Raw genomic sequence first — 22,956 nt, 5'->3', positions numbered from 1 at the left:
ACAACGTGTGCGCCGCGAAGGACGCAGCGAGCAGGAGCGACAGTCGTGTCAGTAACGCGCCATGCTCAGATAGCGCCCCGCATTGCGGCTCGCCTGCATGTTCGCCTGATACTCGCTGCCCAGCGCGACCTGCGCGGCGCGCGCGGCTTCGACGATGCGCGCGTCGATCTCGTGGATCGCCCGCAGCCGCGCCATGACTTCCTGAGACGGCTGCGCGCCGAGCGACGTCAGCAGCGGCGAGCGCTCGTTCGCGAGCTCCGTTGCGCGCTCCCACTCGCCGACGGCGGCCGCCAGCTCGAGGTCCTTCGTCATCGCCCAGATGCGCTCGATCGTGCTTACGTTCTGCATGCTTCGCTCCCTGCCGAGGGTTAGCTCTTGTTGGTGGCCAGCGCACCCGCGCTGTTGGTGCCGCCGAACAGCTGCGTGAGGTACTGCGAGTTGTTGTTCATCGTCGCCATCAGCGTGTCGAGCGCGGAGAACTTCTCCGTGTACATGCTCGTGAGCTGCGCCTGCCACGTGGTGAGCTGCGTCTGCTGGTTCGTCAGGCTCGTCAGGTCGGAGTTGATCGCATCCGTACGGTTCTGGATGATACCGCCCGCCGACGTGTAGGTCGTGATGCTGTCGTCGAGCTGCGCGGCGATGCCGGTCGTCGGATTGAACAGCGAAGCCACGACCGACTGGTTGTTCTTCAGCGCGTCGCTCAGCGTCGTGTCGTCGACGGACAGCGTGCCGTCCGCCTGCAGCGTGATGCCGATGGCCGCCAGCGTCGACTTCGCCGTGCCGCTGCCCACGCCGCTGCCCACGATCTTGGCGAGCTGATTCTGGATCATGTTGACCGTCGAATCGCCGAGCAGCACGCCCTGCGAAGTCGAGGTCGACGAGTACGCCGTCAGCGAGTTCACCGTCGTGACGAGCGTGTTGTAGAGCGTGACGAAATTGTCGATCGCCGCGGATTCCGCGTCGGTATCCTGCGCGATCGTGAGCGTCTGCGTCGTGCCGACGGCCGCCGACGTGAGGTTCACCGTCACGCCGGTCAGCGCCGATTTCACGGCATTCGTGTCGCTCGTCACGCCCACGCCGCCGAGCGTGAAGTAGGCGTTCTGGGCGGCCTGCGTCTGCGTCCAGCCCGAACCGGAAATGGTCGACTGGCTGGGGTTATACGTCTTGCCGCCGCTGTCCGTGGCGGTCAGGTCGCTGGCGCTCGAAATCGATCCGCCGGCGGTGGTCGTCACGGCGAGATTGTTCAGCGCGTCGGCGTTGCCGCTCGAATCGGTATTGGTGTCGTTGACCTTGATGCTGATGCCGTTCGACGCGCCGGTCGAGGACGATTGCAGCACGAGGTGGGCGCCGTCCGAGCCGGTCACCACGGTCGCGATCACGCCAGGATTGTCGCTGGCCGAATTGATCGCCGACGCGATGCCCGAAATCGTGCTGTTCGAGCTGGTCAGGTTGATCGTGCTGGACTTGCCGTTGACGCTCAGCGTCATCGTGGCCGGGCCGGAAGCCAGGCTCGTGGTCGCCGTGTAGCCCGCCGAGGTGAGCACCTGGGTCGTGGCGACCTGCGACACGTTGAGCGAGTACGAGCCCGCGACTGCGCCGGTGGTCGCCGAGGCGGTCACGCCGGTGCCGCTCAGCGTGGTGGAAAACGTACCGAGCGTCGCGCCATCGCTCAGCGGCTCGACGGCTGCCTGCAACGCGGAAAGTGCCGCGGAGAGCGTGCCGTAGGCCGAGATCAGCGTGTTGTCCTGCGTCTGCGTGGCGGCGATGGTCGCAGCCTGGCCAGCAGTTTTCGCATTGACGAGCGCGGTAACGAGCGAGTTGGTGTCCATCGACGAATTCGTCGAGCCGCTGATGATCGACTGGGCGGCTGACTGCACCGTTGCGTTGGCGGCGGCTGTCGTGGTGGCGACGGCACTGGCGATCGCGCTGGTGGTGGATCCGGTTACGGTGGACATGAAAAGGCTCCGTGCGTCGGCAAGGCGGGTTAGCGCGGGTTAGCGTGCTGTAACGTGCGGTTGGAACGGGGTAACGCTAAAAACGACAATCGGGAGGCGAGCCTCCCGACGGGTGCACGACCGGCGCGCGATGAGCCACGCGCCGTGTGCCTGCAGCCGGAAGCGCCTTACTGGAGGAGCTTCAGGATCTGCTGCGGCTGCGAGTTCGCTTGTGCCAGCACCGAGATACCCGCTTGCTGCAGAACCTGCGCCTTGCTCAGGTTCGCGGTTTCCTGTGCGAAGTCCGCGTCCTGGATCGACGACTGTGCGCTCGACAGGTCGGTTGCCTGAGCTTGCTGCGTCGAGCCGATTGCGCTGAAGCGGTTTTGTGCAGCGCCGAGCGTTGCTTGCAGGTTGTTCAGCGTGGTCAGCGCGTTGTCAATCGATTCCATCGCCATGCTTGCGCCGCTCGCCGTGCTGATGTCGATATCCGACACCTTCGACGTCGAGTTCAGGTAGTCGATCTGCGTACCGACTGCATCGTCAGCTGCCGACGTGAAGCCGACGTCCGTCGCTGCTGCCGACATCGCAGCATCGATGTCCGCGGACATATCCGAGCCGGCGACGCCCGTGATAGTCGTGTTGCCGTTGGCGTCCGTCGCGACCGTGCCGCCCGTGAACAGCGCGGTGGCTGCGTCGGTGCCCAGCGCCTGGTTGTTCTGGTCCGTGAGGGTGAAACCGCCGCTGCCGTCCGACAGAACGTTGATCTGCGTGATCGTTGCCGTACCGCCCGTGCCGCCTGCGCCCGTGCTCAGCGCGCCGGCCGAGTCGAGCGACAGGTTCGTGAACGAACCCAGCGTGTTGCCAGCTTGCGGAACGCCCGTGCCCAGGTTGGCCGACGACATGTCTTGCGACAGGTTCAGCGTGATCGACTGACCGACGTTTGCGCCGACCTGGAACGTGACCGTGCCCATCGAGCCGTCGAGCAGGTTCATGCCGTTGTACGTCGTTTGCGACGCAATACGGTTCACTTCCGAGATCTGCTGCGTCACTTCCTTCTGGAGTGCTGCACGATCGTCGTCGGTCATCGAACCGTTAGCTGCTTGCGTAGCCAGCTGGCGGATACGTTGCAGGCTGCTCGTCAGCGAAGCCAGACCGCTCGATGCGGTTTGGACCATCGACGTACCGTCGTTCGAGTTCGACACGCCCTGATTCAGACCGTTGATCTGGGTCTGCATGATGTTCGAGATCGCCAGACCTGCTGCATCGTCTGCCGCGCTGTTGATGCGCTTGCCCGACGAGAGGCGCGTGATCGCCTGCGAAAGTGCGCTACCCGAGCCCGTCAGATTCTGCTGCGAGACGAGCGAGTTGATGTTGGTATTGATTCCAAGCATGGATATTCTCCAGATGGGGCCAGTCAGCCCTGGTAACGGCAGCGGTGCGATGGCCGGCCGCCTTGTTTGTGATAACGACCCGGCCTGGAAAATCTTTAGCGACGCGCCCAATTCCTTACACGATTGATGCGGATATTTCACGCGGACAGGGCGTGGGCCAGTCGCCGCAACAGCCCGTGCACGCTGGGCTGGCGCGGGTTTCGAGCGGGTTCGGCACGGTGGCGCGGCGGAGGCGGAAATACGGCGTCTTTGATCGGCGATTTCGTGTCGCGATGCGTATTGCTTTAATTGCCGCAATAACGTCATGACGTTCCGCGCCGGGCGCGCGGGCCACCTTACGCCTGGCTAACCGACACGCCGCGCAATAGCCGATCGGCAGAATTGAGCCGTGCTATGCGCTCAGATCGAGCCGTCGTCGCGCGCGCGCATCGCTTAATCTGTGCAGCCTCCCCCTGCCGCGATCACTGTGACTGCAACCCGCTCTCCCTCGCTCCCGTCCATCCTGAGCGAAGCCGCGACCCTCGGCCTCAGCCAGCGGTTCGAAGAAGCCCTGGCGCTGCTGGCGCCGCTCGTCGGCGCGGCGACCACGTCCGAGGACGCCCAGCGGATCGATGCGCTCGAACTCGCCGCCGCGTGCGCGATGCGCGCGGGCCAGGCTGCGCAGGCGCACGCGTTCTGGCAGCGCTGCATCGAAGCGAAGCCGGATTGCGCCAACGCGCATCACGGCCTCGGCTTGATCCACGCGGCGCACGGCCGGCCTGCCGAAGCGGAAGCGGCCTGGCGCAAGGCGATCGCGGCGCATCCGCAGTTCGCGCTCGCGCATCACGACCTCGGCAATCTGCTGCGCGAACGCGGTCAGCTCGACGAAGCCGAAGAGGCGTTTCGCCAGGCGCTGCTCGCGCAGCCGCAGTATCCCGAGGCGCTCAACAACCTCGCCGCGCTCTATAAACAGCGCGGCCGCAATCAGGAAGCCGAACTCGCCTGCCGTCTCGCGCTGCAGATGCGCCCGGATTACGTGGAGGCGCTCAACAATCTCGGCTGCGTGCTCGCCGCGCTCAAGCGTGTGCCCGAAGCGGAAAACGCCTACCGCCAGACGCTCGCGCTGCGCCCCGACTTCGCCGAAGCGCACTACAACCTCGGTTGCCTGCTGCACGCGACGGAGCGGCTGGCCGATGCCGAATCCGCCTATCGCGACGCGCTCAGGCTGGCGCCGAACCGCGTCGAAGCGGCCAACAATCTGGGCTGCACGCTGCTCGCGCGCGGACGTCTGCACGATGCGCTCGCCGCGTTTCACCACGCGCTCACGCTGCGTGCCGACATCGCCGAAACGCATTTCAACATCGGCAGCATCATGAAAGAGCTCGGCGAGCTCGAACACGCCGAAACCGCCTATCGCCGCGCGCTCGCGCTGCGCCCGGATTACGGCGATGCAATGTTCCGGCTCGCCATGCTGCTCATCAGCGTGGGACGTTTCGAGGAAGGCTTTCTGCTCTATGAGTGCCGTTACGGCATGCCCGGCTTCGCGCCGCACGCGACGCAGTCGATGCTGCCGTGCGCGCGCTGGCAAGGTGAGCCGCTCGACGGGAAATCGCTGCTCGTCTGGCAGGAGGACGGGCTCGGCGACATGCTGCAGTTCGGCCGTTATCTGCGCATGCTGAAGGCCCTAGGCGCGGCGCGCGTCGAGTTTGCGTGCATGCCGCCGCTGCACGCCTTGTTCGCCGATGCCGATGGCGTCGACGCCGTGCTCAGTCACGAAGCCGCGATCGCGATCGCGCGCGCCGGCGAATTCGATTACTGGATCAGTCCGCTGAGCGCGCCGCTGCGACTCGGCACCACGCCCGACACGATTCCGCCGCCGCTGCGCATCGCGCCGCGTCCGGCACGCGTCGAGCATTGGCGCGCGCGCCTCGACGAACTGGGCGCGGGGCCGCGCATCGGCCTCGTCTGGAAGGGCAACCCGAAACATCACAACGACGCGCATCGCTCGTTGCCGCTGCTCAACGCGCTCTCGCCGCTCTGGAGCCTGCCGGGCGCGAAGTTCGTGAGCCTGCAAAAAGGCGCGGGGGAAGACGAGGCGCTGTCCTTGCCGGCGTTTTTCCCGATCCTGCCGCTCGGCGCGGAGCTTGGCGATTTCACCGACACGGCGGCGCTGATCGCGCAACTCGATCTCGTGATCTGCGTGGATACCTCGACGGCGCATCTCGCGGCGTCGCTGGGCAAACCGTGCTGGGTGCTGCTGCCGTCGCACGACGTCGACTGGCGCTGGATGCATGGCCGCGACGACTCGCCGTGGTATCCGGGGACGGTCCGGCTGTTCAGACGCGGAAGGGATGAGCCGTGGCCCGCCGTCGTGGAGCGCGTGCGCGCGGCGTGCGCCGAGTGGCTGGGCGTGTGAGGCGGGTGTCGTGTTCTGGCGGGCGCGTTTTGGCAGACACAAAACGCGGCGCAAAAAACAAAGGCCCCAGGCTTTCGCCGTAGGGCCTTGCTCGATACCGCGTGATGCTAAATTCTGGCGCGCCCGGCTGGGATCGAACCAGCAACCCCTGCCTTCGGAGGGCAGTACTCTATCCATTGAGCTACGGGCGCGAGACTCGCGCGAACCGGCCAGGTGATGCACTCCGGGCCTATTCGTGCGAAAGCGCTGCCAGCCAGACCGAAAAATACGGGGATAGCAGCGCCGTAGAGACCGAGAGGATACCCGGTTTCGGTGACAACGTCCACCGCGCGCGGGCCGCCGCGATCGCGGCCACGGCGGGTCCCGGACGGTTCCAGCGCGGCCCCAAAGCCGACGCACGACGGACCACAGGCACACGATGCGTTATGATCCGACACCGTTTACACAGCACCTCGCGCGGCACGCGGCAATGCGGTTAAAAATGCGGGTAAACGCCCGCTTAAGCGCCCCCGCGCGCCGCCACCGGGCGCGAAACCTTGCGTCTATAATCGTTCCTGTTTGATCATTCTCAAGGCCATTGCCGTCCTGCTGTACCGCTCACCACAATACCAACGGGAGTCGAGACAAGCATGAGCGAAGCACCCCACGGAGCCCCGATCAAAACGCCCGGCCAGTTGATCGCCGCTGTCATCGCCGGGTTTGCCGTCCCTATCGTCATCATCGTTCTGCTCGCCTATTACGTCGACAACACGACGCGCACCGGCGCGGGCACCGAAGAACTCTCCGCCCAGCAGATCGCCTCGCGCATCGCACCGATCGCGCAGGTCTCGGTCCGCGACGCCAACGCGCCGCGCGTCTACAAGACCGGCGAGCAGGTTTACCAGGCCGTCTGTTCCGCCTGCCATTCGAGCGGCGCGGCGGGCGCGCCGAAGTTCGGCAACGCGGGCGACTGGGCGCCGCGCATCGCGCAGGGCTACGACACGCTCTGGCACACCGCGCTCTCCGGCAAGGGCGCCATGCCGCCGCGCGGCGGCACCAGCCCCGACGACTACAGCGACTACGAAATCGGCCTCGCCGTCGCCTACATGGCGAATCACGGCGGCGCGAACTTCCAGGACCCGCCGAAACCCGCGCCGGGCGCGGCGAACGCCGCCTCGGGTGCGGCGGCAGCCGCTCCGGCCGCATCGGGCGCCGATGCGAACGCCGCGCAGGCTTCCGCCGCCGCAGCCGCCATCGCGGCAATTCCGCAAGCCGCGTCGGGCAATGCAGCCGCCGCAGCCGGCGGCGCCACGCAAAGCGCCGACGCCTCGCAGGCCGGCAAGGCGCTCTACACGCAGGTTTGCCAGGCGTGCCACGCGGCAGGCGTACTCAACGCGCCGAAATTCGGCAACAAGGACGACTGGGCGCCGCGCCTGAAGGAACCGATGGACACCGTCTACAACTATGCGCTCCACGGCAAGGGCGCGATGCCGCCCAAGGGCGGCTCGAACGCCTCGGACGCCGACGTGAAGGCCGCCGTCGATTACATGGTGAGCGCCGCGAAGTAAGCCGACCGCCGCTTACGTACCCACGCGGCAAAAACAAAGGGCCGCATCGAATTTCGATGCGGCCCTTCTCGTTTCCAGTTCACGCCAAACCCGCGCGCGCGAAAAGCGGGAAAAAATCAGCCCTTCTGCAGCAGCGCCTTCAAACTCGCGAGCCGGTCTTTCGGCGACATCGGCGCTTCCTCGGCGGTGGGCGGCGGCGCGTCGTCGAGTCCCATTTCGGGGATGAAGCGCGACGCCTCGCACACCACCGTCTCGCGCGCCCGCTTGCGCTTCTTGCACCAGTTCAGATGCAGGCTGCGCTGCGCGCGCGTGATCGCCACGTACATCAGGCGGCGTTCTTCCTCGATGCGCGAATCGTCGATGACGTCGTCTTCCGAGCCGCCGCGATGCGGCATGATCCCTTCCTCGACGCCCACCAGGAACACGTGCGGATACTCCAGCCCCTTCGACGCATGCACCGTCGACAGGCGCACCGCGTCCGGGTCCTCTTCCTTGCCTTCGAGCATCGACATCAGCGCGACGGTCTGGATCAGGCCCATCAGGTTCTTGCCGGTGTCGGCGAGACCGTCGGTGTTGTCGTAACCGGTCGCCTCGCTGTCTTCGCCAATTTCCTGCTCGGGCTTGGTGCCCTTGCGCTTGAGCCACTCCAGGAATTCGAGCACGTTCTGCCACTTCGACTGCGCCTGGCGCTCGTCGAAGGCGTCGTACAGATACGCCTCGTAGTGGATCGCGTCCATCAGTTCGTCGAGCACGACGGTCGCCGGATCTTTCACCGCGCGCTCGGCCAGACGCTGCATGAAGTCGCAGAACACGCGCATCGGCTCGACCTGGCGCGCGGACAGCCGCGCCTCGATGCCGCCCATGTACACCGCCTCGAACAGCGACACCTTCGCCTGCCCCGCGAACGAGCCGAGCGCTTCGAGCGTGGTGTTGCCCACGCCGCGGCGCGGCGTCGTGATCGCGCGGATGAACGCGGGATCGTCGTCGTGATTGGCGATCAGGCGCAGATACGCGCAGATGTCCTTGATTTCGGCCTTGTCGAAGAACGACTGGCCGCCCGAGAGCACGTACGGAATGCGCTCGCGGCGCAGCACCTGTTCGAAGATGCGCGCCTGGAAATTGCCGCGATACAGAATCGCGTAGTCGCGGAACTGCGCGCGGCGCTCGAACTTGTGCGCCGAGAGGCGGAACACGACCGATTCGGCCTCGTGCTCCTCGTCGTTACAGGGCGTGACGGTGATCGTGTCGCCCATGCCGTGCTCGGACCAGAGCTTCTTCTCGAACAGCTTCGGGTTATTGGCGATCACATTGTTCGCCGCCGTGAGAATGCGCACCGTCGAGCGGTAGTTCTGCTCCAGCTTCACGACGTGCAGCTTCGGATAATCCTTGCCCAGCTGCGCGAGGTTTTCGATGGTCGCGCCGCGCCAGCCGTAGATCGCCTGGTCGTCGTCGCCCACCGCCGTGAACGCCGCGCGCGGGCCCGCCAGCAGCTTGAGCAGCTCGTACTGGCAGGTGTTGGTGTCCTGATACTCGTCGACCAGCAGATAGCGCAGCTTGTTCTGCCAGCGCTCGCGCACCGGCTCGTTCTTCGCGAACAGCTCGGCGGGCAGGCGGATCAGATCGTCGAAATCGACGGCCTGATAAGCGTGCAGCGTCGCCATGTAGTTGCGGTAGACGATGGCGGCCTGGTGCTCGTCCTCGTTCGAGGCCGTGGCCAGCGCTTCCTCGGGCATCACGAGGCCGTTCTTCCAGAGCGAGATGATCGACTGGATCTTGCGGATGAAGCCCTTGTCGGTCGAGCCCACCTGCTCCTGGATCATGGAGAAGCAGTCGTCCGAATCCATGATCGAGAACTGGGGCTTGAGTCCCAGATGCTCGGCTTCCTGACGCAGGATCTGCACGCCCAGCGAGTGGAACGTACAGACGGTCAGCTGGTTGGCCGGCACCTTGCGGCCTTCCTTGCCGGGCGTCGTGAGCGTCTTGCCTTCGAGCAGCTTGCCCACGCGCTCGCGCATTTCGGCGGCGGCCTTGTTGGTGAAGGTGACGGCGGCGATATGGCGCGGCTCGAAGCCTTTCGCTTCGATCAGATGCGCGATCTTCTGCGTAATGACGCGCGTCTTGCCGCTGCCCGCGCCGGCGAGCACGAGACAGGGACCGTCGAGATAGCGTACCGCTTCGTTCTGGGCGGGATTCAGGCCTGCGGACATCGTTGCTGGATTGGAAAAACGGGTGGTACTGCCGGGAGGCGTGCGGCGCAAGACCTGCGCATGATGCAGACGATGCTCATGGCGCGGCGGCCCTTCACGCGAGAGCAGCGATGTTAACACGACGCGGCGTCGCACCGATGTCGCCCCGCTAATGGCGCGACGGCGGGTCCTGTGCCGCCTCGTTCGCGCCCTTGCGGGACGGAACGGCTGGGCGGCGAGGCGCTACGTCGATATGCCCATACGCCGATACGCCGATCCGTCCCCGTTCGCTGCGTGGCGCGCCGCGAGCTGTACGTGCCACCCGAGCGCCACCGCGCGTGCCACAATAACGGGCTCCCGCCACCCGCGGCATCGCTACCCGCCGTGCCGCTCCCACGCTGGAAAGAGGACGCGCTTACATGACAGCACCGCTGCAAATCGGCCTGATGGGCTACGGCTTCGCCGGCCAGACCTTCCATGCACCCGTGATCGCCCATAGCGGCGCGGCGCAACTTGCCGCCATCGCCACGAGCCAGGCCGAGCGCGCGCAAGCCGACTACCCGGACGCCGCGATCGTCCCCGACCTCGACGCGCTGCTCTCGCTCGACGCGATCGAATGCGTCGTGATCGCCACGCCCAACGACACGCATTACGACCTCGCGCGCCGCACGCTGGAGCGCGGCAAGCACGTGCTCGTCGACAAGCCGGTCACGCTGACCGCCGACGAAGCGCGCACGCTCGCGGCGATCGCGCAGCAGCGCGGCCTCGTGTTCGCGCCGTTCCACAACCGCCGCTGGGACGGCGACTTCCTCACCGTGAAGCGGCTGATCGAGAACGGCGAGCTGGGCCGCGTCACGCATTACGAATCGCACTTCGACCGCTTCCGTCCGCAGGTGCGCCAGCGCTGGCGCGAGGACGCCACGCGCGGCGGCGGCCTGCTCTACGACCTCGGGCCGCATCTGATCGACCAGACGCTCGCGCTGTTCGGCGCGCCCGAGTCGGTCACGGCCTTTGTGCACACGCGCCGCGACAACGCCAGCGCGCCCGACTACGCGCACCTCGTGCTGCGCTACGCCGGGCTCGACGCCGTGCTGCATGCGAGCGCGCTGGCCGCGTATGCGCCGCGCTTCGCGATTCACGGCACGCGCGGCAGCTATCTGAAGAACGGGCTCGATACGCAGGAAGATCAGTTGAAGGCGGGCCTGCGCCCCGGCCAGCCCGGTTTCGGCGACGGCAACGAAGCAGGCCGTCTGCATGTCATGGCCGACGACGGCCAGGAGTCCGATCGCGAAGTGCCCAACGCCGCGGGCAATTACGCCGACCTGTACCGCGCGCTCGCTGCCGCGATCCGCGAGGGCAAGCCGTTCCCGGTGAGCCCGCAGGACGCCATCGACGTGATGACGATCGTCGAGCTGGCGATGCAAAGCGCCGAGGAAGGCCGCACGCTCGCTTTCACGCGCGCGGGCTGAATCACAGGCCGAGTCACTGGCCGTACCACAAGCCGAACCCAAAGCTGAATCGCGCGCCGTGTCACCCACGGCCGCGCGGCTTGCAATCCGCCGACGCATCCGAAAGGTCCATACAAACGGTTACAAGTCCGTGCCGCCGCGACGTCATCGCGCGGCGCGCGCGACGCGTTTGCCGACGGACAACGCCGAAAAACAGCGCAACAACACTCCGCAACCTCCGGGTTGCGGGGGACCGGCGCGGTGCGCAAGCCCGCGCCAGGTCGACAACAAGGAGAGTCTCAATGACCCGATTCAACCGTGCCATCCGGCTGGTCTGCGCCACCGCACTCGTTTCGACGCTCGCCGCGTGCGTCGTCAACCAGCAGCCCGCGCCGCGCTCCGGCCCGAATCCGCATGAAGCGGCTGTCGACCGTCTGCACCAGATCGACGGACGCATCGACAACCTCGGCCACCGCATCGACGCGCGCGTGAGCCAGGGCTACTATCCGCCGCCGCAGGGCGCCGCGCTCCATCATCGTCTCGACACGATCCGCGCCGAAGCGCACGACATGGCCACGCAGCACGGTGGCGGCATCTCCGGCGACGAGCAGCACGTGCTCAATCAGGAACTCGATACGGCGGCGCGCGCGATCGGCGAATAAGTCGGCGAATAAGTCCGCGAATAAGTCGGCGAACTCATCGCGATCCCACGGGCCGCCCTGCGCGGCCCGTTTCTTTTGGCGCGGATTCGCGGATCGCGCTCGCGGCGCGCGCGCGGATTTTTCGGGGCCGCATGACGGCGAGCCTTGCGCGACGGCGTTCGGCGCATCGTCCGCGAGCAAGCGCGAGCGGTGTCCGCACGTTCCACACCCGTTCCCCGCCCAAAGCACGCCCCAAGCGCACAGAACGTGGACACAACGCGCCCACAAAGCGCGCCCAATTTTTCCGCATTGACACAGCCCGCCGGCGTCCCGCACAATCGCTGCGCGCGCCGGGAGAGCGCGACGTTCGCGAGTCAGATCCGAACGCCGCCGCCGAAGGGGCAACCCACAAACTCTCAGGCAAAAGGACCGTGCGCGCCGGACCGCTGCTTCGCCTGTTTCGCACCCGCGTGCGAGACGCGCGAGACGGCACTCAGGTCCGCAACTCTGGAGAGCGGCAGTAGAACGGCGGAGGGATCGTAACCCTGGCGTTCAGGCTGCCCACCGAAGGGGCGCGCGTCTTTCCCGACGCAATCTCTCAGGTACCGAGGACAGAGGGGCCATGCAAGAACCGACCACGGGCATCGTGCCTGCGGCGAGTCCTGCATGGCCTTTTTCGTTTTCGCGCGAATTTCGCACGGAAAACCTCGCGACCGCCTGAGGCCTCATGACCGAACTCAAACGCACCCCGCTGAACGACACGCACCGCGCGCTGAACGCCCGCATGGTCGACTTCGGCGGCTGGGACATGCCCGTCAACTACGGCTCGCAGATCGACGAACATCGCGCCGTGCGCACCGACGCCGGCATGTTCGATGTCTCGCACATGTGCGTCGTCGACTTCTCGGGCGCCAAGGCGCGCGACTTCTTCTCGCACGCGCTCGCCAACAACGTCGCCAAGCTGACGACGCCCGGCAAGGCGCTCTACTCCTGCATGCTCAACCCCGAAGGCGGCGTGATCGACGACCTGATCGTCTATTACTTCGCCGAGGACACGTTCCGCACCGTCGTCAACGCGGGCACGGCCGAAAAAGACATCGCCTGGTTCGAGAAGCTCAACGCCGAAGGCGGCTTCGGCCTCACCATCACGCCGCGCCGCGATCTCGCGATCGTCGCCGTGCAAGGTCCGAACGCGCGCGAGAAAATCTGGGCGGTCGCGCCCTCCTCGCGCAGCGCCACCGAAATCCTCAAGCCCTTCAACGCCGCGAAGATCGAAGCCACGCCGTTCGGCGAGCTGATGATCGCGCGCACCGGCTACACGGGCGAGGACGGCTTCGAAGTCGTGCTGCCCGCCGCCGCCGTCTGCGAATTCTGGGACGCGCTGCAACATCAGGGCGTGAAGCCCTGCGGCCTCGGCGCGCGCGACACGCTGCGTCTCGAAGCGGGCATGAACCTCTACGGCCAGGACATGGACGACGCCGTCTCGCCGCTCGACGCGGGCCTCGCCTGGACCGTCGATCTGAAGACGCCGCGCGCGTTCGTCGGCCGCGCCGCGCTCGAAGCGAACGGCACGCGCTCGACCTTCGTCGGCCTGATCCTGCAGAAGGAAAACGGCAAGGCCGGCGGCGTGCTGCGCGCCCACCAGAAAGTGCTGACGCCGCACGGCGACGGCGAGATCACGAGCGGCACCTTCTCGCCGACGATGCAGGAATCGATCGCCTTCGCGCGCGTGCCCGCGGGCGTGCAGCCGGGCGACGTCGTGCAGGTGCAGATCCGTGACAAAGCCCTTCCCGCAAGCGTGGTAAAACTGCCGTTCGTGCGCAACGGCAAGGTGCTGGTCGCCTGATCCGCAAGGATTCCGGCGCGCACGCCCACCCTTTTTCAAGCCATAAAACCGAACCACGCACTGGAGCAACCATGAGCATCCCGGCCGATCTGAAATACACCGAATCGCACGAGTGGATCCGCACCGAAGCCGACGGCACGCTGACCGTCGGCATCACCGATCACGCGCAGGAAGCGCTCGGTGACATCGTCTTCCTCGAACTGCCCGAAGCCGGCCGCGCCGTCACGGCGGGCGACGCCATCGCCGTCATCGAATCGGTCAAGGCCGCCTCGGACATCTACGCGCCGGTGTCGGGCGAGATCGTCGAATCGAACGCCGCGCTCGTCGACGCCCCCGAAGGCGTGAACGGCGCGCCCTACGAATCGTGGCTGTTCAAGATCAAGCCGGCCGCCGACGCCAAGCTCGACGCGCTGATCGACGCCGCCGCCTACGAGAAGGCCATCGGCGCCTAAACCCCGGGACGGCTTTCGTCGAAAGCCCGTCCCAACGCACAGGCGCGGCGGCATCGCGGCACACGCGACGCGCCGCCCGCGCCGGCAGGAAACCTCATGAAGCTCGAACACCCGGATCGTCTGATGAACACCTCGCCCACGGCTCTCTCGCTCGCGGCGCTCGAAGCGCACGACGCCTTCGCCGCCCGCCACATCGGCCCCGACACGGCCGACCAGCAGGCGATGCTCGACGCGCTCGGCTTCGCGTCGCGCGCGGCGCTGATCGACGCGGTGATTCCGGCGAAGATCCGCCGCACCGAAACGCTGCCGCTCGGGCCGTTCTCGCAGCCGCGCTCGGAAGCCGAAGCGCTCGCCGCGCTGCGCGTGCTCGCGGACAAGAACCAGGTGTTCCGCTCGTACATCGGGCAGGGCTATTTCGACACGCACACGCCGGCCGTCATCCTGCGCAACGTGCTCGAAAACCCGGCGTGGTACACGGCCTACACGCCGTACCAGCCGGAAATCTCGCAGGGCCGTCTGGAGGCGCTGCTGAACTATCAGCAGATGATCGTCGACCTGACGGGCCTCGCCATCTCCAACGCATCGCTGCTCGACGAAGGCACCGCCGCCGCCGAAGCGATGACGCTCGTGCAGCGCGTGGGCAAGTCGAAGTCGAACGTGTTCTTCGTCGCCGACGACGTGCTGCCGCAAACGATCGAAGTCGTGCAGACGCGCGCCAAACCGATCGGCATCGAAGTGAAGGTCGGTCCGGCCGCCGAGGCCGCGCAGGCGAACGCCTTCGGCGTGCTGCTGCAATATCCGGGCGTGAACGGCGACGTGCGCGACTACCGCGAACTCGCTCAAGCCGTGCACGCCACGGGCGGCGCGGTGATCGCCGCCGCCGACCTGCTCGCGCTCACGCTGCTCACGCCGCCCGGCGAATGGGGCGCGGACGTGGCTGTGGGCAACTCGCAGCGCTTCGGCGTGCCGATGGGCTTCGGCGGCCCGCACGCCGCCTACCTCGCGGTGAAGGACGACTTCAAGCGCCAGATGCCGGGCCGTCTCGTCGGCGTGACCGTCGACGCGCAGGGCAACCCGGCGCTGCGCCTCGCGCTGCAAACGCGCGAACAGCATATCCGCCGCGAAAAGGCCACCTCGAACGTCTGCACGGCGCAGGCGCTGCTCGCGATCATGGCCAGCATGTACGCGGTCTATCACGGCCCGCAGGGTCTGAAGCGCATCGCGCAGCGCGTGAACCGCGTGGCCGCGATCCTCGCCGCGGGCGCGCAAAAGCTCGGCTACACGCTCGTCAACACGTCGTTCTTCGACACGATCACGTTCGAAGCGGGCGCGCGCACCCAGGCGCTGCAGGACGCGGCACTCGCGCGCGGCATGAACCTGCGCCGCGTGAGCGACACGCGCGTGGGCGTCTCCGTCGACGAAACCACCACGCGCGGCGATCTGGCCGATCTGCTCGCCGTGTTCGCGCAAGCCGCGTTCGCGGGCGAAACGCCGTCGGTCGACGCGCTCGACGCCGAACTCGCCGCCGCCAGCGCCGCAACTTTCCCGGCATCGCTCGCGCGCGAAAGCGCCTACCTCACGCATCCGGTCTTCAACCGTCACCATTCGGAAACGGAAATGCTGCGCTATCTGCGCAGCCTGTCGGACAAGGATCTCGCGCTCGACCGTTCGATGATCCCGCTCGGCTCGTGCACGATGAAGCTCAACGCGACCTCGGAAATGCTGCCGGTCACGTGGCCCGAGTTCGGCCGCATCCACCCGTTCGCGCCCGCCGAGCAAACCGTCGGCTACCGCGAAATGGTCGATCAGCTCGAACAGATGCTCGTGGCCGCGACCGGCTACGCCGCCGTCTCGCTCCAGCCGAACGCCGGCTCGCAGGGCGAGTACGCCGGTCTGCTGATCATCCAGGCGTACCACGCCTCGCGCGGTGAAGCGCACCGCAACGTCTGCCTGATTCCCGCTTCGGCGCACGGCACGAACCCGGCGTCGGCGCAGATGGCCGGCATGCAGGTCGTGGTGGTCGCGTGCGACGCGCAAGGCAACATCGATCTCGCCGACCTCAAGGCCAAGGCCGACCAGCACGCGGCGAAGCTCGCGGCGATCATGATCACCTACCCGTCCACGCACGGCGTGTTCGAGGAAAACGTGCGCGAAGTCTGCGAGATCGTGCACGCGGCGGGCGGCCAGGTCTACGTGGACGGCGCCAACATGAACGCGATGGTCGGTCTCGCGGCGCCGGGCCAGTTCGGCGGCGACGTCTCGCACCTGAACCTGCACAAGACCTTCTGCATTCCGCACGGCGGCGGCGGCCCGGGCGTCGGTCCGGTCGCGGTCGGCGCGCACCTCGCGCAGTTCCTGCCGAACCAGCTTTCGTCGGGCTACAAGCGCTCGACCGATCAGGGCCACGGCATCGGCGCGGTCAGCGCGGCGCCCTACGGCTCGGCCTCGATCCTGCCGATTTCGTGGATGTACATCGCGATGATGGGCGCGGCGAACCTCACCGCCGCCACCGAAACCGCGATCCTCAACGCGAACTACGTGGCGAACAAGCTCGCGCCGCACTTCCCGGTGCTCTACAGCGGCCCCGGCGGCCTCGTCGCGCACGAGTGCATTCTCGACCTGCGCCCGATCAAGGACGCGAGCGGCATCACCGTCGACGACGTCGCCAAGCGCCTGATGGACTACGGCTTCCACGCGCCGACCATGAGCTTCCCGGTGCCGGGCACGCTGATGGTCGAGCCGACCGAGTCGGAGTCGAAGGAGGAGCTGGACCGCTTCATCGACGCGATGATCGCGATCCGCGAGGAAATCCGCGCCGTGGAAGACGGCCGCGCCGACGCGGAAGACAACCCGCTGCGTCACGCGCCGCACACGGCCGCCGTGGTGGTCGCCGACGGCTGGGCGCACGCCTACTCGCGCGAGCAGGCGGCGTATCCGGTTGCGTCGCTGGTCGCGCGCAAGTACTGGCCGCCGGTCGGCCGCGCCGACAACGTCTACGGCGACCGCAACCTGTTCTGCTCGTGCGTGCCGATCGCCGATTACGCCGACGAAACCGCGGGCGAATGACCGTAACAGGCGAGTAACAGTCGGGTCACGAACGAGTCACAGGTGTTGGACACCGCCATGCCGCCGCGCGACCTCCGGTTGACGCGGCGGCGTGCGCGCCGCCCTGCGACCCGCCTCGTGTCTCGCCTTGCGCCCCGACCGACGCCATTACTTTCGTTACATTTGCCGCCGCGAAACTTCGCCAAAACCCGCCAAACCGTTAACATCACACACCTGTCAGCCTTGAACCAGGGAGTCGCGCATGGCGCGGAAGGTGGGAACGGCCTTTGCCGGGCATCCGGCAATCACGCAGGCCACGGGCCGCATGGCGCGCGGCCGCGCGCGCACGCTTGCGGCGGCGTGTCTCGTGAGTGCGGGCCTCGCGGCCTTGAGCGCGGCGCAGCCGGCGCGCGCGGCGATGAACTTCTGCGCGGCGCCCGCCCTGCAGACCAGCGAGCGCACCAATGCGGACCCCGGCGTGAAAGCGCTGGTGGCCGAGGTGCAGGCGCACGTGAACGACGTGCCGCATCCGCTCGCGAAACTGCATACGGAAGGCACGCTGCCGCACGAGGGCATCTACGACCAGAGCGTCGAGGCCGAGAAGGAACTCGACCTGATGCGCAACGCGGCGCTCGCCTGGCGCGCCACCAGCGACGACCGCTTCCTGAAGCTCGTCGACCGCTTCCTGTTCGCGTGGGTCACGACCTATCAGCCGAGCTTCAACCCGATCGACGAAACGCGCTTCGAGGCGCTGATCCTCGCCTACGACATGACCGCGAGCGCGCTGCCGGTGAAAACGCGCAACGCGACCATGCTGTTTCTGAACAAGTTCGCAAACGGCTACATCCAGCAGGTGGATGCGCAGCCGCGCCCGCTCAAGGGCACGTTCGCGAACAACTGGCAGAGCCATCGGGTCAAACTCATTGCGATGACGGCGTTCACGCTCGACAACCGCAAGATGATTGCCACGGCGCAGCGCCTGTTCGTCGAGCATATCGGCGACAACGTCGCGCCCGACGGTTCCACGCTCGATTTCACCGAGCGCGACGCGCTGCACTACGTGACCTACGATTTGCAGCCGCTCGTGACGGCCGCGCTCGCCGCGCGCCGCCACAACCGCAACTGGCTGCCCGAGCGCGCGGCCAACGGCGCGACGCTCGCGGGCGCGCTCGACTGGCTCACGCCGTACGCGCTCGGCGAGAAGACGCACGACGAGTTCGTGCATTCGAGCGTGCCGTTCGACGCCAAGCGCCGCGAGGCCGGTCTGCCCGGCTACACCGGCGCCTGGGACCCGAAGAACGCCGCCGAACTGTTTCACCTCGCTGCGCGGCTCGACGGCCGCTATGCGCCGATCGCCCTGAAACTGGCAGCCACGCCACCCGCGTGGCTTGCCGTCTGCCTGCCGTTGCCGGCGCGCTGATCGCGCGTTTCGGGTTGCAGCGGTGGCGCATGTATTCGATGCCGCGCACCGCACCGCGCTGCATCCCCTGAAACCGACACGATCAAGCAGGAGCAGTACCCATGGCAGTCAGCGTTTTCGATCTTTTCAAAATCGGCATCGGGCCGTCCAGCTCGCACACGGTCGGACCGATGCGCGCGGCCCTGATGTTCGCCGAAGGACTCGAGCGCGACGGGCTGCTCGCGCCCACCGCCTCGGTGAAGGTCGAGCTGTACGGCTCGCTCGGCGCGACCGGCAAGGGCCACGGCACCGACCGCGGCGTCATGCTCGGCCTGATGGGCGACGCGCCCGACACCGTCGACCCCGAGACCATCAACCAGCGTCTCGAAGCCGTGCGCACCTCGCGCCTGCTCGCGCTGCTCGGCCATCACACGATTCCGTTCGTGATGAAGGAGCACATCGCCTTCTATCGCCAGGCGCTGCCCGAGCATCCGAACGGCATGAAGCTGCGCGCGCTCGACGCCAACGGCGCGACGCTGCGCGAAAGCACCTACCTCTCGGTGGGCGGCGGTTTCGTCGTCACGGCGGGCGCGCCGAACACCAAGGTGCTGGCCGCCGCGCAGCAGATGCCGCATGCGTTCACCTCCGGCGCGGAACTGCTCGCGCTGTGTGCGTCGACGGGCAAGAGCATCGCGCAGCTGATGCTCGAAAACGAGCGCATCTGGCATAGCGACGAGGAAATCCGCACCGGTCTGCTGCGCATCTGGGACGTGATGCAGGCCTGCGTGTCGCGCGGCTGCGGCATCAACAATCCCGACGCCGACGGCACGCTGCCCGGCCCGTTCCAGGTCAAGCGCCGCGCGCCGACGCTCTATCGCGCCCTCACCGCGCATCCCGAACGCGCGCTGCAAGACCCGCTCTCGATGATCGACTGGATCAACCTCTACGCGATCGCCGTGAACGAGGAAAACGCCGCGGGCGGCCGCGTCGTCACCGCGCCGACCAACGGCGCGGCCGGCATCATCCCCGCCGTGCTGCACTACTACGTGCGCTTCACGCCGGGCGCGAACGAGCAAGGCGTGATCGACTTCCTGCTCACGGCTGCCGCGATCGGCATTCTCTACAAGCTCAACGCGTCGATCTCGGGCGCGGAAGTCGGCTGCCAGGGCGAAGTGGGCGTGGCCTGCTCGATGGCGGCGGGCGCGCTCGCCGCCGTGCTCGGCGGCACGCCGCTGCAGGTGGAGAACGCCGCCGAAATCGGCATGGAACACAACCTCGGCCTGACCTGCGATCCGGTCGGCGGCATGGTGCAGATTCCCTGCATCGAGCGCAACGCGATGGCCTCGGTGAAGGCCGTGAACGCCGCGCGCATGGCGCTGCGCGGCGACGGCGCGCACTACGTCTCGCTCGATTCGGTCATCAAGACGATGCGCGAAACCGGCGCCGACATGAAGACCAAATACAAGGAAACGTCGCGCGGCGGGCTCGCGGTCAACATCGTCGAATGCTGATGTGAGTGCGTGCGGCTGCTGACGTCACCCGAAGCGACTGGAAGCAACTCGAAACGATCCACCCGATTCACGACAAGAACGAAGGAGATTGCATCGCCATGCAGCAGCCGAACGAACCGAATCGCGCCGATCACGACAACAAGGCGAGCGTGACCGGCGCGCGCCTCGTCGTCGATGCGCTCGTCGCCAATGGCGTCGAGCGCGTGTTTTGCGTGCCCGGCGAGAGCTATCTTGCCGTGCTCGACGCGCTCGCCGACGAGACCACGCGCATCGACACCCTCGTGTGCCGTCACGAAGCCGCCGCCGCCAACATGGCCGAAGCGGTCGGCAAGCTCACGGGCAAGCCGGGCGTGGCGCTCGTCACGCGCGGACCGGGCGCGACGCACGCCTCGATCGGCGTGCACACCGCGTTTCAGGATTCGTCGCCGATGATCCTGCTGATCGGCCAGGTCGCGCGCGAGCAGATGGACCGCGAGGCGTTTCAGGAAATCGACTATCGGCGCATGTTCGGGCAGATGGCGAAGTGGGTCGCGCAGATCGACGACGCGCGCCGCGTGCCCGAATACCTGAGCCACGCCTTTCATGTGGCGATGTCGGGGCGTCCCGGTCCCGTCGTGCTCGCGCTGCCCGAAGACATGCTCAGCGGCGCGATTCCCGCCGCCGAGGCGCAAGCCACGCCGCCCGCCGCGCAGCGCGTGCAGGCCTCGCCGTCGCAGGCGCAGATCGAGCGCGTGCGCGATCTGCTCGCGAACGCGAAGCAGCCGTTCGTGATCGCGGGCGGCCACGGCTGGACGCCGCAGGCCTGCGCCGATCTGCAACGTTTCGTCGAGAACTGGCAATTGCCGGTGGGCCTCGCGTTCCGCTTCCAGGACACGCTCGACAACGATCATCCGAACTACGCGGGCGACGTGGGCCTCGGCGCGAATCCGGCGCTGAGCGCGCGCATTCGCGAAGCCGATGTGCTGCTCGCGCTCGGGCCGCGTCTGGGCGAAGCCACCACGGCGGGCTATGCGCTGCTCGATATTCCGAAGACGAAGCAGACGCTCATTCACGTGCATCAGGGCGCGGAAGAACTCGGGCGCGTCTATGCCGCCGATCTGCCGATCGTCTCCGGTCTCGCGGAGTTCGCCGCGCAACTGGCCGCGCTGCCCGCGCCCGATTCGGTCGCCTGGACCGGCAGCGCGACGCAGGCGCACGATGCGTATCTCGCGTGGCGCGCGCCGCGCCCGATGCCCGGCGACGTGCAACTCGGCGAAGTGATGCAGCAACTGCGCGCGCGCCTGCCCGACGACGCCATCGTCACCAACGGCGCGGGCAACTACGCGACGTGGCTGCATCGGCATTTCGCGTATCGGCACTTCCGCTCGCAGCTCGCGCCCACCAGCGGCGCGATGGGTTACGGCGTGCCCGCGGCCATCGCGGCGAAGTCGCTCTATCCGCAACGCGCCGTCGTCGCGCTCGCGGGCGACGGCTGCTTCATGATGGCCTCGTCCGAACTCGCAACGGCCATGCAATACGGCCTGAACGTGGTGTTCATCGTCGTGAACAACAGCCACTACGGCACGATCCGCATGCATCAGGAGCGCAATTATCCGAACCGCGTGCACGGCACGCAGCTCACGAACCCGGATTTCGCGGCTTTCGCGCAGTCGTTCGGCGCGCACGGCGAAACGGTGACGAGCACGGCGCAGTTTGCGGGCGCGCTCGATCGCGCGTTGAACGCGGGCAAGCCCGCGCTGATCGAGATTCGCGTGACGAAGGAAGCGAGCACGCCCGCCGCCACGCTCGAACAGGTTCGCGAACAGGGGCGCAAGGCGCGGGCGCAGTGAAGCGTCATCAAGTCGTTAGCGATCCTGAATAGCCTCACCTTTCGCGCGAATCACGCACCGGCGCGATCGAAGCCCAAACAAAAAGCCCCGCAGGATTGAAGCCTGCGGGGCTTTTTTACAGTGCCTGACCGCGCAGAGCGGTCAGGGTCAGGCAGCGATTACTTGCCGCCCACGCTTTGCAGCGTCGTCCACTTGCCGTCGACGACCTTGTACAGCGTGATGCCGCCGTTCTTCAGGTCGCCCTTCGCGTCATACGCGAGGTCCGACGACGTGACCGACGGCATGCTCGTCTTCGCGAGGAACGGCAGGTACTTCGCCGGATCCGTCGAGTTGGCCTTCTTCATGGCGTCGAACATGGCCATCGCGCCGTCGTAAGCGTACGGCGAGTACGTCTGGACGTCTTCACCGAAGCGCTTCTTGTACTTCTCGACGTAGTCCTTGCCGCCAGGCATCTGGTCGAGCGGCAGGCCGGCCAGCGAGGCCACCGTACCGTTGGCCGCGTCGCCCGCGATCTTCAGGAACGTCGGCGTGTGGACCATTTCGCCGCCCATCAGCGGCGCCTTGATGCCCAGCGACTTCATCTGCTTGACCATCGGCGCGGCTTGCGAATCGGCGCCGCCGAAGTAGACGAGGTCGGGGTTCATCGCCTTGGCCTTCGTCAGGACCGACTTGAAGTCGACGGCCTTGTCGTTGGTGTATTCACGGTCGATGATGTTGCCGCCCGCTGCCTTCGCAGCCTTTGCGAATTCGTCGGCGAGACCCTGGCCGTAAGCCGTGCGGTCGTCGATCACGACGATCTTCTTCAGGCCCAGGTTCTTCACCGCGAACGCGCCGGCCACCGAGCCTTGCTGCGTGTCCGAGGTCATCATGCGGAACGTGGTCTTGAAGCCTTGCTGCGTGTACTCAGGCGCGGTCGCCATGGCGATCTGCGGGATGCCTGCGTTCGCGTAGATGCGCGAAGCCGGGATCGTCGTGCCCGAGTTGAAGTGGCCGAGCATGCCCTTGATGCCGTCGTCGACGAGCTTCTGCGCGACCGTCGTGCCGGTACGCGGGTCAGCCTGGTCGTCCGCCGAATCCAGCACGAAGTGAACCGGCTTGCCGCCGATCACCGGCTTGGTCGCGTTCATTTCCTCGACGGCCAGCGTGATGCCGTTCTGGAAGTCCTTGCCGTAGTGCGCCTGCGCACCGGTCATCGGGCCCGCGAAACCAATCTTGACGTCTTCCGCCTGCTGCGCCTGCGCGGTCCCCGCCAGCGACAGGGCCGCAACCAGCGCTGCGCCTGCCAGCTGCTTCATCGTGTGTTGCATAGCTTCTCCTTGGTACCAGGTA

General features: G+C 67.0%; 16 protein-coding genes, 1 tRNA gene and 2 riboswitches. Of the genes, 11 read left to right on the top strand and 6 right to left on the bottom strand.

The window, feature by feature from the left end; genetic code table 11:
• Positions 1–48: 48 nt before the first annotated feature.
• The 3 genes from fliT to U4Y88_RS27160 form a co-directional block, all read right to left on the bottom strand.
• Complete coding sequence (gene fliT / locus U4Y88_RS27170; RefSeq protein ID WP_224006496.1) at positions 49–348, bottom strand: flagellar protein FliT; 300 nt, start codon at positions 346–348, stop codon at positions 49–51.
• Between the two features lie 20 nt (positions 349–368).
• Positions 369–1,955, bottom strand: coding sequence for a flagellar filament capping protein FliD (gene fliD / locus U4Y88_RS27165; RefSeq protein WP_321787586.1), 1,587 nt, complete (start codon positions 1,953–1,955; stop codon positions 369–371).
• Between the two features lie 167 nt (positions 1,956–2,122).
• Complete coding sequence (locus U4Y88_RS27160; protein WP_321787584.1) at positions 2,123–3,328, bottom strand: flagellin; 1,206 nt, start codon at positions 3,326–3,328, stop codon at positions 2,123–2,125.
• On the opposite strand from U4Y88_RS27160, the gene U4Y88_RS27155 reads away from it, so the two are divergent.
• Together U4Y88_RS27155 and U4Y88_RS27150 are read left to right on the top strand one after the other, a co-directional pair.
• The gene (locus U4Y88_RS27155; RefSeq protein WP_321787583.1) at positions 3,327–3,455 is read left to right on the top strand and encodes a hypothetical protein; all 129 of its coding nucleotides are present in this window, start codon (positions 3,327–3,329) and stop codon (positions 3,453–3,455) included. The genes U4Y88_RS27160 and U4Y88_RS27155 overlap by 2 nt on opposite strands.
• 333 nt (positions 3,456–3,788) lie before the next feature.
• Positions 3,789–5,723: a tetratricopeptide repeat protein gene (locus U4Y88_RS27150; RefSeq protein WP_415774510.1), complete on the top strand. Its 1,935-nt coding sequence runs from the start codon at positions 3,789–3,791 to the stop codon at positions 5,721–5,723.
• A gap of 115 nt (positions 5,724–5,838) precedes the next feature.
• Here the strand turns inward: U4Y88_RS27150 and U4Y88_RS27145 are convergent.
• Positions 5,839–5,914, bottom strand: a tRNA-Arg gene (locus U4Y88_RS27145).
• Positions 5,915–6,352: 438 nt separating this feature from the next.
• Between U4Y88_RS27145 and U4Y88_RS27140 the strand changes: the two genes are divergently transcribed.
• Complete coding sequence (locus tag U4Y88_RS27140) at positions 6,353–7,270, top strand: c-type cytochrome (RefSeq protein ID WP_321787579.1); 918 nt, start codon at positions 6,353–6,355, stop codon at positions 7,268–7,270.
• Positions 7,271–7,386: 116 nt separating this feature from the next.
• Here U4Y88_RS27140 and U4Y88_RS27135 read toward each other — a convergent pair whose 3' ends face one another.
• Positions 7,387–9,477 carry a UvrD-helicase domain-containing protein gene (locus U4Y88_RS27135; RefSeq protein WP_224006566.1) on the bottom strand — a complete coding sequence of 697 codons (2,091 nt, stop codon included), beginning with the start codon at positions 9,475–9,477 and terminating at the stop codon, positions 7,387–7,389.
• A 398-nt stretch (positions 9,478–9,875) separates the two neighbouring features.
• Here U4Y88_RS27135 and U4Y88_RS27130 point away from each other — a divergent pair, with 398 nt between their 5' ends.
• The 8 genes from U4Y88_RS27130 (at position 9,876) to U4Y88_RS27095 (ending at position 21,627) form a co-directional block, all read left to right on the top strand.
• A complete protein-coding gene (locus U4Y88_RS27130) occupies positions 9,876–10,925 on the top strand; it encodes an oxidoreductase (RefSeq protein WP_321787577.1) in 1,050 nt (349 codons plus the stop codon).
• Positions 10,926–11,206: 281 nt separating this feature from the next.
• The gene (locus U4Y88_RS27125; protein ID WP_310634197.1) at positions 11,207–11,566 is read left to right on the top strand and encodes a hypothetical protein; all 360 of its coding nucleotides are present in this window, start codon (positions 11,207–11,209) and stop codon (positions 11,564–11,566) included.
• Positions 11,567–11,886: 320 nt separating this feature from the next.
• Positions 11,887–11,986, top strand: a riboswitch (glycine riboswitch).
• Between the two features lie 56 nt (positions 11,987–12,042).
• Positions 12,043–12,170: riboswitch (glycine riboswitch) on the top strand.
• Positions 12,171–12,272: 102 nt separating this feature from the next.
• The gene (gene gcvT, locus U4Y88_RS27120) at positions 12,273–13,391 is read left to right on the top strand and encodes a glycine cleavage system aminomethyltransferase GcvT (RefSeq protein ID WP_321787575.1); all 1,119 of its coding nucleotides are present in this window, start codon (positions 12,273–12,275) and stop codon (positions 13,389–13,391) included.
• Between the two features lie 71 nt (positions 13,392–13,462).
• A complete protein-coding gene (gcvH, locus tag U4Y88_RS27115; RefSeq protein WP_310634199.1) occupies positions 13,463–13,843 on the top strand; it encodes a glycine cleavage system protein GcvH in 381 nt (126 codons plus the stop codon).
• Between the two features lie 96 nt (positions 13,844–13,939).
• Positions 13,940–16,909: an aminomethyl-transferring glycine dehydrogenase gene (gcvP, locus tag U4Y88_RS27110; protein ID WP_321787574.1), complete on the top strand. Its 2,970-nt coding sequence runs from the start codon at positions 13,940–13,942 to the stop codon at positions 16,907–16,909.
• Positions 16,910–17,213: 304 nt separating this feature from the next.
• A complete protein-coding gene (locus tag U4Y88_RS27105; RefSeq protein WP_405045154.1) occupies positions 17,214–18,308 on the top strand; it encodes an alginate lyase family protein in 1,095 nt (364 codons plus the stop codon).
• A gap of 101 nt (positions 18,309–18,409) precedes the next feature.
• A complete protein-coding gene (locus tag U4Y88_RS27100) occupies positions 18,410–19,798 on the top strand; it encodes an L-serine ammonia-lyase (protein ID WP_224006583.1) in 1,389 nt (462 codons plus the stop codon).
• Between the two features lie 98 nt (positions 19,799–19,896).
• Positions 19,897–21,627: a thiamine pyrophosphate-binding protein gene (locus U4Y88_RS27095; protein WP_321787573.1), complete on the top strand. Its 1,731-nt coding sequence runs from the start codon at positions 19,897–19,899 to the stop codon at positions 21,625–21,627.
• A gap of 158 nt (positions 21,628–21,785) precedes the next feature.
• On the opposite strand, the gene U4Y88_RS27090 is transcribed toward U4Y88_RS27095, so the two are convergent.
• On the bottom strand, positions 21,786–22,934 hold the full coding sequence (locus tag U4Y88_RS27090; RefSeq protein WP_321787572.1) for a branched-chain amino acid ABC transporter substrate-binding protein: 1,149 nt from the start codon (positions 22,932–22,934) through the stop codon (positions 21,786–21,788).
• Between the last annotated feature and the right edge of the window lie 22 nt (positions 22,935–22,956).

The sequence above is a fragment of the Paraburkholderia sp. J94 genome, from assembly GCF_905220285.1.
GTDB lineage: Bacteria > Pseudomonadota > Gammaproteobacteria > Burkholderiales > Burkholderiaceae > Paraburkholderia > Paraburkholderia tropica_A.
The sequence above is the reverse complement of the archived record's forward strand: the minus strand, read 5'-3'. Positions and strand labels throughout refer to the sequence as shown.